This is a genomic window from Cryobacterium sp. AP23 (genome assembly GCF_054075385.1).
Map to the genome: position 1 here is coordinate 4,188,582 of NZ_CM133415.1, position 12,697 is coordinate 4,201,278.

Here is a 12,697-nt window from a genome sequence, read left to right on the forward strand (position 1 = left end):
GCGGTACCGTGGAGAACATGGCTACGAGCACTAAGTCGACCGGGCGTGCCCGCAGCACGCCTGCGCGCGGCACCGGAACGACCGCGCGCACCAAGGCCGGCAGCACCACCTCCCAGAAAACCGTGAAGTTCCCCGCGGCAGAGACCAAGCCGAACCTCGGGGTGCGGATGTGGATGGGCCTCGCCCACGTGGCCGGCGGCGCGGCGCGCGCGCTCGGCCCCGAGCAGCTCTCCAAGGAGGAGCGCAGGGACGGCCTGCCCTTCTTCCTCGTGCTCCTCTCCGTCGCCGGCGCTGTCATCGAGTGGTTCCTGATCAATGACCCCATTGCGCAGACCCTCGACGCCTGGAGCTTCGGCGGCCTCTTCGGCCGAGTGGCCTTCGCGCTCCCGGTGATCATGCTGCTCTTCGCGGTCTGGTTGTTCCGCAACCCCAGCTCAGTGCACGACAACGGCCGCATCGGCATCGGCCTGTCCCTGCTGCTGGTCACCGTCTCCGGGCTGTGCCACATCTTCGCCGGCCAACCCGCGCCCAGCGAGGGCATCGAGGTACTCGCCCTCTCCGGCGGCGTCATCGGCTGGATGATCGCGGCCCCGCTGATCTTCCTGATCACCACCGTCGGCGCCGCGATCGTCGTGATCCTGCTGCTGATCCTCAGCCTCTTCATCATCACCAAGACGCCGCCGAACAAGATCGGCGAACGCAGCCGGGAGTTCTACGCCTGGCTCTTCGGCGCCCCGCTGCCCGCCCCCGAGGAGCGCCAGGCCGCGAAGGAAGCCCGCACAGAGCGCATCCAGGCCCTCAAGACCAAGCAGATCGAACTCGACGGCCTCGACCCCGCCCAGGACGACGACACCGACGACGGCGTGCTGCCGTGGTGGCGCCGCAACACCAGCAAGCGCGAGGAGGACCCCGACTTCTCCAGCGCCGTCTCCTCTGACTACACCGAGGCCGACCCGCCCGCCGCCGACCCGCTCAGCACCCTGCTCAACCGTGGTCCGGATGCCGCCGTCGGGGGGTTCGACACCGCTCTCGAGTCCGCCCAGCCGACCGTGCCGCGCGGCCAGGACCACTACGGCACCGAGGTGCTCGAAGACCTGCTCAAGGCCGAAGAGGCCATCAAGCGCTACACCGGCGAGGTGGAGGCCGTGCCCCGCTCCACCGGCCTGCACGCCGACGACCCTACCGACCTCACCGATGAGCTGCCCGGCCTGGACGACCTCGACGAAGCGGCAACCGCCGTCGACCGCTCCGCGACCGAGATCGGCTTCGGCGAGCGGCCTGACCTGCCATACGTGCTGCCCTCCGCCACGACCCTCACCGCCGGTCCGCCCGCCAAGGCACGGTCGGCGGCCAACGACGAGGTCGTCAAGTCCATCACCGACGTGCTCGGGCAGTTCTCCGTCGACGCCAGGGTCACCGGTTTCTCCCGCGGCCCCACCGTCACCCAGTACGAGATCGAACTCGGCCCGGGCGTCAAGGTCGAGCGGGTCACCGCGCTGAGCAAGAACCTGTCCTACGCCGTCGCCTCCAACGAGGTGCGCATCCTCTCGCCGATCCCCGGCAAGAGCGCCATCGGTATCGAGATCCCCAACACCGACCGGGAGATCGTCACCCTCGGTGACGTGTTGCGCTCCAACACCGCCACCAACAGCACCCACCCGATGACCATCGGCGTGGGCAAGGACGTCGGCGGTGGCTTCGTCATCGCCAACCTCGCCAAGATGCCCCACCTGCTCGTGGCCGGGTCCACCGGTTCCGGTAAGTCCAGCTTCGTGAACTCGATGATCACGAGCCTGCTGATGCGGGCCAAGCCCAGCGATGTGCGCATGGTGCTGATCGACCCCAAGCGGGTCGAGCTCGCCGCCTACGCCGGCGTGCCCCACCTCATCACCCCCATCATCACGAACCCCAAGAAAGCCGCGGAAGCGCTGCAGTGGGTCGTGAAGGAGATGGACATGCGGTACGACGACCTGGCCAGCTTCGGCTTCCGCCACATCGACGACTTCAACAAGGCCGTCGTGAACGACGAGATCGTGCTCCCGGCCGGCAGTGCCCGTACCCTCAAGCCCTACCCGTACCTGCTCGTGGTCGTCGACGAGCTCGCCGACCTCATGATGGTCGCCCCGCGCGACGTCGAAGACTCGATCGTGCGCATCACCCAGCTCGCCCGCGCCTCCGGCATCCACCTGGTGCTGGCCACCCAGCGACCCAGCGTCGACGTCGTCACCGGCCTGATCAAGGCCAATGTGCCCTCCCGGCTCGCCTTCGCCGTGACCAGCGTCACCGACTCGAGGGTCATCCTCGACCAGCCCGGCGCCGACAAGCTGATCGGCCAGGGCGATGCCCTGTTCCTGCCGATGGGCGCCTCCAAGGCCCTCCGGGTGCAGGGCGCCTGGGTGAACGAAGCCGAGATCGAGAAGGTCGTCAAGCACGTCACCCAGCAGGCCCGGCCCGACTACCGGCCCGACGTCTCCGCCGAGGCGCCGCGCAAGGAGATCGACTCCGACATCGGCGACGACCTCGAGGTGCTTCTCGCCGCCGCCGAACTCGTGGTCTCCACCCAGTTCGGTTCCACCTCGATGCTGCAGCGCAAGCTCCGGGTGGGCTTCGCCAAGGCCGGCCGCCTGATGGACCTGCTCGAATCCCGTGAGATTGTCGGCCCGTCCGAGGGCTCCAAGGCCCGCGACGTGCTCGTCACGGCCGAACAGCTGCCGAGCGTCCTGGCCAAGCTGCGCGGCTCCGACGCCGAGCACCACGCCGCCACCGCACGCTCGCAGTTCGAGGAGTCCCAACGGCAGCAGTCGCACGAGCAGGCCGCGCCCGATCCCCGCTACGCCGACGACCCGGTGGCGAAGATGAGCGAAGGGTACGCTGAGGAAGACGGCGACTCCGACGAGGACGCCTGGCAACTCACCGACAGGGACTGACCTCATGGCCACACCGCGCGAACCGGCCGCGACCTCCAACTGGAACCTGCCGAACATCATCACCGTCGTCCGCATCCTGCTGGCACCGCTGTTCTTCTGGATGCTGCTGGCCGACAACGGGGCCGACGGCGCCCTGCGCTGGTGGGCCGCGGTGCTGTTCATCGTCGCGATCGCCACCGACGGGGTGGACGGCGCCATCGCCCGCCGGTACAACCTCGTCACCGACCTCGGCAAGCTGCTCGACCCGATCGCCGACAAGATCCTCACCGGCGCCGCCCTGATCGGGCTGTCCATCCTCGCCGAGCTGCCCTGGTGGGTCACCGTCCTCATCCTCGTGCGCGAGATCGGCATCACCGTGTTCCGCTTCGCCATGCTCAGCGACCGGGTCATCCCCGCCTCCCGCGGCGGAAAGCTCAAGACCATTGCGCAGTCAGTGGCCATTTCGCTGGCCCTGCTGCCGCTCTGGCTGGTGCTGGGCGACTGGATCCACTGGGTGAACACCATCACGATGACCATCGCCCTCGTGCTCACCGTCTACACCGGCGTCGAATACCTTGTCGCCGCCCGCCGGGTGAACCGGCAGGCGAAGTCGAACCAGGCCTGACATGCCCGCGCCACCGGATGCCGCGGCCGAGCTGGTCGCCGCCCTCACCGCACGGAACCTCACCATCGCGGTCGCCGAGTCGTTGACCGGCGGTCTGCTGGTGGCCGAGATCGTGCGCATCCCCGGCGCATCCGTCGTGCTCAACGGGGGAGTGGTGGCGTACAACACCGCGATCAAGCACACCGTGCTCGGCGTGGACGGGGCCCTCCTTGCCGAACACGGCCCCGTGCACCCCGAGGTCGCCCGGCAGATGGCCGCCGGGGTACGGTCCGCGCTGGCGGTGAACGGCTCCCCGGCCGGCATCGGCATCGCCACCACCGGGGTTGCCGGACCCGGCCCGCAGGACGGCCACCCCGCCGGCACGGTGTACCTCGGCCTGTCCCAGCGCGACCAGGCCTGGGCCATCCCGTTGGCGCTCTCCGGCGACCGCGGCGACATCCGCGCGCAGGCCGTCACCCGCGCCCTCGAAGCTGTGTGTCAGCTGATCGAAATCGGAAAGCCCGAGAACGCGGAATAGTTAGTGTTACCGGCGGGTTACAGAACACATATTCACAAGAAAAGTCCAGTCATCCTCGGTAATCTCGAGGTGTCGGATGGATAGAGTACTGTTGGCCATCCGCCACACGAAACTGACCGGTTGAGTGGGCCCCAGCAGTTCAGACAGCACGAAGAAGGAGGTTCCGATGATTCTTGTTCGTCAGGAAATCGGCGATGTGCTCAGGGACTTCCGCCTGCAGAAGGGGCGCACGCTGCGTCAGGTTGCCAGCAAGGCCAGTGTGGCCCTTGGCTATCTGTCCGAAGTGGAGCGTGGCCAGAAGGAAGCCTCTTCGGAGATTCTCGCTTCCGTCGCAGAGGCGTTGGAGACCCCCATTTCTGTCATCATGCGCGAGGTCGGCGATCGGCTGGCCGTCATCGAGGGAATCGATCGTTTCCCCGACACCGTGCCGGACGAGCTGGTTGCGAAGTTCGACGCCAGCATGATGGTGCGCTAGTCGGGTCACACCGACTGGTCCACCCCGGCCATTCCCATCCAGTGAGTTCACGATGCGATTGAGCGAATTCCGCCAAGCCCTGAAAGACGAGTTCGGCGAAGGCTACGGCCGGGTGCTGACCCGGGACCTGGTTCTGGGTCCGCTGGGTCGCACGGCCGACCAGGCACTCGCGAGCGGTGTCCCCGCCCGCGACGTCTGGCTCGCCCTCTGCGCCGAGACCGATGTTCCCCCGGCCCGGCGGCACGGGGCTGGACTGCCGCCGGCCCGCAGCTGACCCGGCGCAGTCCGCACACCATGATCCTGAACGGCCCGGCCCTCCAGCCGGGCCGTTCTGCGTTCACCCGCCGAAGAAGATCAGTCCGAAAGATTTCCGACACACCATGCTTGTGTCGAATACGTGTTCGGTCCTTGGTAGGCTCCTCCACAGTAGTAGTCGAAGACGGATTGTCCACCGTCGCAACGTCCACCGGCCAGTGTCGGTGGTGCTGCGTACAGTCGCAATCGTCAACGACAACCGCGCACTTGCCTTGTCGAGGGCGGTCACCGGGGTCTTCCCGCTGATCGAAACGACAGCCTATAGGCGCCACGCGCACGACCAAAAGGAGCACACCATGGCATCAGCAGCAGACCGCGAGAAGGCACTCGACACCGCCCTCGCCCAGATTGACCGCCAGTTCGGCAAGGGCTCGGTCATGCGCCTCGGCAGCGACGAGCGCGCCCCCGTCGAGACCATCTCCACCGGGTCGATCGCTCTGGACGTCGCGCTCGGCATAGGCGGGCTGCCCCGTGGCCGCATCGTGGAGATCTACGGCCCGGAATCCTCGGGTAAGACCACCCTCACGCTGCACGCCATCGCCAACGCGCAGAAGAACGGCGGCATCGCCGCGTTCATCGATGCTGAGCACGCCCTCGACCCGGAATACGCCAAGAAGCTCGGCGTCGACATCGACGCCCTCCTGGTGTCCCAGCCCGACACCGGTGAGCAGGCGCTCGAGATCGCCGACATGCTCGTGCGAAGCGGCTCGATCGACCTGATCGTGATCGACTCCGTCGCCGCCCTGGTGCCGCGCGCGGAAATCGAGGGTGAGATGGGTGACTCCCACGTCGGCCTGCAGGCCCGCCTGATGTCGCAGGCGCTGCGCAAGCTCACCGGTGGCCTCAGCCAGACCAACACCACGATGATCTTCATCAACCAGCTGCGCGAGAAGATCGGCGTGATGTTCGGCAGCCCGGAGACCACCGCCGGCGGTAAGGCACTGAAGTTCTACGCCTCGGTGCGCCTGGACATCCGCCGCATCGAGACCCTCAAGGACGGCACTGAGGCCGTCGGTAACCGCACCAGGGTCAAGGTCGTCAAGAACAAGATGGCGCCGCCCTTCAAGCAGGCCGAGTTCGACATCATCTACGGCGTCGGCATCTCCCGCGAGGGCAGCCTGATCGACTTCGGTGTCGACCAGGGCATCGTCAAGAAGTCCGGCGCCTGGTACACCTACGACGGTGACCAGCTCGGCCAGGGCAAGGAGAACTCGCGCAACTTCCTGCTCCGCAACGCCGACATGGCCAACGAGATCGAAACCAAGATCAAGAACAAGCTCGGTGTCGGGGCTGAGGGCAAGGCCGCCAAGAAGGCCACCGATGACGCTGCCACGGCCGCAGCCGCTGCTGAGGCCGCGGCCTCCGGTGCGGCCACGGGCACCGACGGCGCCAAGGTCAACTCGATCGCGTCCAAGGCCGCCGCACGCAAGGGCGCCTAACGACCATGGTTCACTTCGAACCCTCATCCGCTAAGGGCGGTAAGGCCGCCGGCGACGCCCTGGCGCCGGTGACCTACCTGCCCGGCGCGAGCCCTGCCGAGCAGGCCGATGACGCCGCAGACGAGGCGGCCGACGAGCGCGACCGCGCGGAGAAGATGCTCCTGCAGCGTCTGCGCGGCCGGTCCCTCTCGGCGGTGGAGGCCGAGAAGCTGTTGCGGTCCACCGACATCGACGAGGAGGCGGTGCACGAGATCCTCGAACGCTTCGCCGAACTGCACTACCTCGACGAAGAGAAACTCGCCGACCAGATCATGCACAGTCATCACGAGCGCAAGGGGCTGGGGCGCAGCGGCGTCGCCGCCGAGATGCGCCAGCGTGGGCTCGACGCCGAACTGATCGCCGAGAAGCTCGAGGAGATGCCGGATGACGAGGCGGAGCGGGCGACCGAGCTGGCGCTCAAACGCGTCGGACAGCTCGACCGGTTCGACGATGCCACCATCGATCGGCGGCTCACCGGATTCCTGATGCGCAAGGGCTACGCCTCCTCGGTGGTGCGCGGCGCCGTCAAGGCCGCCCTGGCGTCCCGGCGTGGCTCCGGCAAGGCCTCCACGGTCCGGTTCCGCTGAGTTCACCGGCCAGGCGGGCCCGCTGGGAACAGCGGGCCCGCGCACGCGTAAGCTGAGGGAACTATGAGCAGCGTCACCGCACCATCCCTCGCCACCCCGCCGTCAACAAGCCCGACGGCCACCGACCCGTCGCCGCACACGACGACCGTGATCGCACCGTCCTCGGCGGCACGAGATGACGAGGGCCGCGCCCGCACCTACGAGGTGCGCACCTTCGGCTGCCAGATGAACGTGCACGACTCCGAACGTCTCAGTGGCTCGCTCGAGGCGGCCGGTTACGTCTCGGCGCAAGGCGAAGAAGCCGACATCGTCGTGATCAACACCTGCGCGGTGCGGGAGAACGCCGACAACAAGCTCTACGGCAACCTCGGCTACCTCGCCTCGGTCAAACGCAAGCACGCCGGCATGCAGATCGCCGTCGGCGGCTGCCTCGCCCAGAAGGACAAGGCCACCATCCTGGCCAAGGCGCCCTGGGTCGACGTGGTGTTCGGCACCCACAACATGGGATCCCTGCCGAGCCTGCTCGAGCGTGCCCGCCACAACGGCGAGGCCCAGCTGGAGATCCTCGAATCCCTCGAGACCTTCCCCTCCACACTCCCCACCAAACGGGACTCAAGCTATAGCGGCTGGGTGTCGATCTCGGTCGGCTGCAACAACACCTGCACCTTCTGCATCGTGCCGGCGCTCCGCGGCAAGGAGAAGGACCGCCGCCCCGGCGAGATCCTCGCCGAGATCCAGGCCATCGTCGACGACGGCGCAATCGAGGTCACCCTGCTCGGCCAGAACGTGAACTCCTACGGTGTCGAATTCGGCGACCGGCTCGCGTTCGGCAAGCTGCTGCGCGCCGCCGGGCAGATCAAGGGCCTGGAGCGTATCCGCTTCACCAGCCCGCACCCGGCCGCGTTCACCGATGACGTCATCGACGCCATGGCGGAGACCCCCGCCGTGATGCCGCAGCTGCACATGCCGTTGCAGTCCGGCTCCGACCGGGTGCTCAAGGCCATGCGCCGGTCCTACCGGTCCACCAAGTTCCTCGGCATCCTCGAGCGGGTGCGGGCGCAGATGCCCGACGCCGCGATCAGCACCGACATCATCGTCGGCTTCCCCGGTGAGACCGAGGAGGACTTCCTCGAGACCATGCGGGTCGTCGAAGAGTCCCGGTTCGCCACCGCGTTCACCTTCCAGTACTCCATCCGCCCGGGCACCCCCGCCGCCACCATGCCCGACCAGGTGCCCAAGGCCATCGTGCAGGACCGCTACGAGCGCCTCATCGCCCTGCAGGAGCGCATCTCCTGGGAGGAGAACCGCAAGGTCATCGGCCGCGAGGTCGAACTCCTCGTGGCCAACGGCGAGGGCCGCAAGGACGCCGACACCCACCGGCTCAGCGGCCGCGCGCCCGACAGCCGCCTGGTGCACTTCGACGTGCCCGCCGGCAGCGACCTGCCCCGCCCCGGCGACATGGTCACCGTCACGGTCACCCAGGCCGCCCCGTTCCACCTCATCGCCGACTCCCTCGACGGCGCCCCGCTGCGCATCCGCCGCACCATCGCCGGCGACGCCTGGGACCGCGACCAGGCCGACTCCTGCGGCGTGCCCACCCCGGCCGGCGCCGGCAGCGCCGTCTCCCTCGGACTGCCGACCCTGCGGGTGGGCAGCCCCGCCGCGCTGAACCTCACCAACCTCAGCCAGCACGGCGGCGCGACGACCATCCCGATCTACCCGGTCGACGACCAGGAACGCTAACCGCCGGTGCTCGTCGTCATCGTCGGCCCGACCGGCACCGGCAAGTCCGACCTGTCGCTCGACGTCGCCACCCGGCTGCAGGAGAGCGGCCGGCCGGCCGAGATCGTCAACGCCGACGCCATGCAGCTCTACCGCGGCATGGACATCGGCACCGCCAAACTGACACCGGACGAACGCCGCGGGGTACCGCATCACCTCCTCGACGTTCTCGACGTGACCGACGAAGCCACCGTCGCCCGCTACCAGGTCGACGCCCGGGCCGCCATCACCGGCATCATCGACCGCGGCGCCGTGCCGATCCTCGTCGGCGGTTCCGGCCTGTACGTCTCCTCCGTCGTGTACGACTTCCAGTTCCCCGGCACCGACCCGGTGCTGCGCGCCCGGCTCGAGGCGGAACTCGTCGAGCAGGGCCCCGGACTGCTCTACGAGCGGTTGAAGGCCGTCGACCCGGGCTCCGCGGCCCGCATCGGCGCCAGCAACGGCCGGCGCCTGGTGCGAGCCCTCGAGGTCGTGGAACTCACCGGCGCCCCGCACATCGCCGTTCTGCCCGGCGACCCGGTCTACTGGATGCCCGCGGTGACCATCGGGCTGCGCCTGCCCCGGGAGTTGCTCACCCCGCGGCTCGACGCCCGTGTCGACCGGATGTGGGAGGCCGGCCTCGTCGACGAGGTGCAGGCCCTCCTCCCCGCCGGACTGGAGAACGGCGTGACGGCCAGTCGGGCCATCGGCTATGCCCAGGCCCTCGGCCAGCTGCGCGGCACCGTCAGCCAGGCCGAAGCCGTCGAGGCCACCCAGCAGCTCACCCGCCGCTACGCCCGCCGGCAGGTGAGCTGGTTCAAACGCGACCCGCACACCCACTGGATCGATGCCGACGACCCCGACCGCGTCGCCCAGGCCGCAAGCTGCCTGCCCTGAGTCGGCACCGGGCGTGAGCGGCCGACGTCACCGCCTGGCCGAGTCCCTAAACTGATCAGATGAGCATCGACCTCCACTTCACCAAGGGCCACGGCACCGGCAACGACTTCGTGCTCTTCGCCGACCCCGACGGCACGGTCAACCTCACTCCGGAGCAAATTCAAGGCATCTGTGACCGCCACTTCGGAGCGGGCGCCGACGGGATCATCCGCGCCGTCCGCTCCGCCAACCTCGACGCGGGCGCCGCCGCCTTGGCCGAGGACGACACCGCCGAATGGTTCATGGACTACTGGAACGCCGACGGCACGGTGTCGGAGATGTGCGGCAACGGCATCCGCGTGTACACCCGGTTTCTGATCGAACAGGGCCTCGTCGAGATCGGACCGGGGGAGACCCTGGCCATCGGCACCCGGAGCGGTGTGCGTGACGTGCAGAAGAACGCCACCGGCTACCAGGTGGACCTGGGCCGCTGGCGCCTGGAGCCGGGGGAGACCCTGGTGCGGGCCAAGAACCTCGCCGTTGCCCGGCCCGGGCTCGGCATCAACGTGGGCAACCCGCACGTCGTCGTCGCCCTCGCCGACGCCGACGAGCTGGAGAGCGCCGACCTCACCTTCATCCCGCAGCTCGACCCTGAGCCCGCCGACGGCGCCAACGTGGAGTTCGTGCTGCCGCACGACCCGCTGGTCGTGGACGGGGTCGGCCGGATCCGCATGCGCGTGCACGAACGCGGCAGCGGCGAGACCCTCTCCTGCGGCACCGGCGCTGTCGCCGCGGCCCTGGCCACCCGACACTGGGCCGGCAAGGGCGCCCCGAACCAGTGGCGCATCGAGGTCCCCGGCGGCGTCCTGGGCGTGCGGATGTTCCCCACCGAGGACGGCGAGCACGTCTCCCTGTCCGGCCCCGCCGACCTCGTCTTCGACGGCACCCTGAAACTCGCCTAACCGACTCGCGACCCGTGACCTGAGCCCCGAAAACATCGAGTTTTCGGGGCTTACCTCACGGCCCGCGGGCTTCGCGAGCCTTGCCGGGCGTCCCGTGCGAGTACATAATCGCACCCAGCAGTGCTTGTTCTGAAGCCTGCCTCGGACGCGACCGAGCGCACTCACCCAGTGCAAGCCATCCACTCACTCACCCTGTTGGAGGCTTCTCATGTCGAAGAACAGGCTCACAAGGTTCGGGCTGGCGGTCGTGGCGACCGTCGGCCTGCTGGCCCCCACACTTGCAAGCACCGCGGCTGTTGCCGACCGCCACCCCGACGCCGACCCCGCAGTGATCACGAAATGGAACGAGATCGCCGAGCGCACCATCTTCACCGAGAACCAGACTCCGGTGCCGTCATCCACCCTGTACTTCGGATTCGTGTCCATCGCGATGTACGACGCCGTCGTCGCGATCGAGGGCGGGTACGAGCCGTACCTCGAGCAGCGCCGCGCCCAGCGGCACGCGTCGTCGGAGGTCGCGGCGGCCACGGCTGCCTTTACCGTCCTCAACCATTACTTCCCGAACTCCGCAGACGAGCTGCGCGCCTCCTACCTCACAACCTTCGAGGGGGTGCGCAAAGGCGCCGGGTACGTGCACGGCATCCGGGTCGGACACCGGGCCGCGGCGGCGATGATCGCCGACCGGCAGGACGACGGCATCGGTGTCGCCAAGCCCTTCACCCAGGAACCCGCCCCCGGGGTGTGGCGACCGACACCGCCGTCGAACGCCGAGTTCGCGGTGCCCTGGCTCGGATTCGTCGAGCCGCTCACCTACGATTCGCCGGCCGACTTCCCTCTTCCCGGACCGCCGGCGATGACCAGCGACACGTACGCGCAGGAATTCGCGGAAGTGCGGGACTACGGCGAGAGCGAAGGATCCTCCCGCACCCCGGAGCAGACCGCGACAGCGTTGTTCTACAACTTCAACATTGTTAGCCAGCTGCAAGCCGGCCTGCGCGACGAGGTGACGCGGCGTGGGGACGACATCGTCGAGAGCGCCCGCGCGTTCGCGCTGATGGACACGTCGCTGGCCGACACCCTGATCGCCTGCTGGAACTCGAAGTACGAGTACGGCTTCTGGCGCCCGATCACCGCGATCGAACTGGCCGACACAGACGGCAACCCGGCGACAGAGGCGGAACCCGGCTGGATCCCGCTCGCGCCGGTAACCCCGCCGTATCCGGACTACGTCAGCGGTCACGCCTGCAACGTCGGGGCGGCGTCGAACACGTTGAGCTACCTGTTCGGCGCGGAGACCCTCGACCTGAACCTCGTCGGAGGCACCGTCACCCGGCACTACGACAGTGCTGCGCAGCTGGACCAGGACACCATGGACGCCAGGATCTGGCTGGGGCTGCACTTCCGTTCGGCGATGACCGACGGCAACGAACTCGGGCACCGGGTGTCGGACTGGGTGATCGAGAACTACTTCCAGCCCGTCCACTGATGTTCGGTTCGGACACGAGCCGAGCGGACAGACCCGACCGCGCCGGAGCTGAGGAGAAGATCAGGTGGGTTTGTGCGCCTGCAGGATGCGGAAACCCTTGTCGGTCGCATAGCGGGAGACCTCGAGGGCGCCGGGCCGGCCGGCGCCGGGGAACTCCTCGGCGAGCCAACGGTGCAGCGAATCCGAGCCGAGGTTCCGCTGCACGACGAGCCAGGCATCCGTGCCCGGCTGCAGGCGCGGCAGCCAGTGCTCGAGCATCGAGTGCAGCTCGGCCTTGCCCACCCGGATGGGCGGATTCGACCAGATACCGGCGAAGGACACCGTCGCGGGAACATCGGCGGGCAGCACGGCGTTGATGTTGGTGAGCCCGAGGTTGGCTGCGTTCATGCGCACCAGGTCGAGGGCTCGTTCATTGACATCCACTGCCCAGACGGTGGCGGTCGGGTCGGCGAGGGCCAGGTGCAGGCTGATCGGGCCCCAGCCGCAGCCGAGGTCGAGAACATCCCCGCCGCCGGAGGGCAGCGGGGCTTCACGCATCAGCACCTTGGTGCCGGTGTCGATGTGTTCGGGGGAGAAGATCGCGTTCGCGGTCGTGACCTCGCGGATAGCACCGGCGATCTTCACGGTGATCTGCCGCAATTTCAGGTCGCTGCCCGGAGCCGACGAGAAATAGTGTTCGGAAGCCATACAACGAACTTATCGAAAGAAG

Annotated in this window: 12 protein-coding genes; 11 read left to right on the top strand and 1 reads right to left on the bottom strand. The window is 68.3% G+C overall.

Annotation, left to right across the window (positions count from 1 at the left end):
• The first annotated feature begins 17 nt into the window (after window positions 1-17).
• The 11 genes from ACU5E9_RS19690 to ACU5E9_RS19740 all read left to right on the top strand — a co-directional run bounded on the left by ACU5E9_RS19690 (window position 18) and on the right by ACU5E9_RS19740 (window position 11,988).
• Complete coding sequence (locus ACU5E9_RS19690) at window positions 18-2,927, top strand: DNA translocase FtsK 4TM domain-containing protein (protein ID WP_456811571.1); 2,910 nt, start codon at window positions 18-20, stop codon at window positions 2,925-2,927.
• Window positions 2,928-2,931: 4 nt separating this feature from the next.
• Window positions 2,932-3,531, top strand: a complete 600-nt coding sequence (pgsA, locus tag ACU5E9_RS19695; RefSeq protein ID WP_456811572.1) for a CDP-diacylglycerol--glycerol-3-phosphate 3-phosphatidyltransferase — start codon at window positions 2,932-2,934, stop codon at window positions 3,529-3,531.
• Between the two features lies 1 nt (window position 3,532).
• Window positions 3,533-4,048: a CinA family protein gene (locus ACU5E9_RS19700; RefSeq protein ID WP_456811573.1), complete on the top strand. Its 516-nt coding sequence runs from the start codon at window positions 3,533-3,535 to the stop codon at window positions 4,046-4,048.
• 166 nt (window positions 4,049-4,214) lie between these two features.
• Complete coding sequence (locus ACU5E9_RS19705) at window positions 4,215-4,523, top strand: helix-turn-helix domain-containing protein (RefSeq protein ID WP_066594354.1); 309 nt, start codon at window positions 4,215-4,217, stop codon at window positions 4,521-4,523.
• A gap of 52 nt (window positions 4,524-4,575) precedes the next feature.
• Window positions 4,576-4,797: a DUF3046 domain-containing protein gene (locus ACU5E9_RS19710; RefSeq protein WP_456811574.1), complete on the top strand. Its 222-nt coding sequence runs from the start codon at window positions 4,576-4,578 to the stop codon at window positions 4,795-4,797.
• A gap of 337 nt (window positions 4,798-5,134) precedes the next feature.
• Window positions 5,135-6,277, top strand: coding sequence for a recombinase RecA (gene recA / locus ACU5E9_RS19715; RefSeq protein WP_456811575.1), 1,143 nt, complete (start codon window positions 5,135-5,137; stop codon window positions 6,275-6,277).
• Window positions 6,278-6,282: 5 nt separating this feature from the next.
• Complete coding sequence (locus ACU5E9_RS19720; protein WP_456811576.1) at window positions 6,283-6,903, top strand: regulatory protein RecX; 621 nt, start codon at window positions 6,283-6,285, stop codon at window positions 6,901-6,903.
• A gap of 63 nt (window positions 6,904-6,966) precedes the next feature.
• Window positions 6,967-8,646, top strand: coding sequence for a tRNA (N6-isopentenyl adenosine(37)-C2)-methylthiotransferase MiaB (gene miaB, locus ACU5E9_RS19725; RefSeq protein WP_456811577.1), 1,680 nt, complete (start codon window positions 6,967-6,969; stop codon window positions 8,644-8,646).
• Window positions 8,647-8,652: 6 nt separating this feature from the next.
• On the top strand, window positions 8,653-9,561 hold the full coding sequence (gene miaA, locus ACU5E9_RS19730; RefSeq protein ID WP_456811578.1) for a tRNA (adenosine(37)-N6)-dimethylallyltransferase MiaA: 909 nt from the start codon (window positions 8,653-8,655) through the stop codon (window positions 9,559-9,561).
• A 59-nt stretch (window positions 9,562-9,620) separates the two neighbouring features.
• Window positions 9,621-10,502: a diaminopimelate epimerase gene (gene dapF / locus ACU5E9_RS19735; protein ID WP_456811579.1), complete on the top strand. Its 882-nt coding sequence runs from the start codon at window positions 9,621-9,623 to the stop codon at window positions 10,500-10,502.
• A gap of 208 nt (window positions 10,503-10,710) precedes the next feature.
• The gene (locus tag ACU5E9_RS19740) at window positions 10,711-11,988 is read left to right on the top strand and encodes a vanadium-dependent haloperoxidase (RefSeq protein ID WP_456811580.1); all 1,278 of its coding nucleotides are present in this window, start codon (window positions 10,711-10,713) and stop codon (window positions 11,986-11,988) included.
• A 60-nt stretch (window positions 11,989-12,048) separates the two neighbouring features.
• Here ACU5E9_RS19740 and ACU5E9_RS19745 read toward each other — a convergent pair whose 3' ends face one another.
• Window positions 12,049-12,675 (bottom strand): class I SAM-dependent methyltransferase, encoded by a 627-nt coding sequence (locus ACU5E9_RS19745; RefSeq protein WP_456811581.1) that lies wholly within the window; start codon window positions 12,673-12,675, stop codon window positions 12,049-12,051.
• Between the last annotated feature and the right edge of the window lie 22 nt (window positions 12,676-12,697).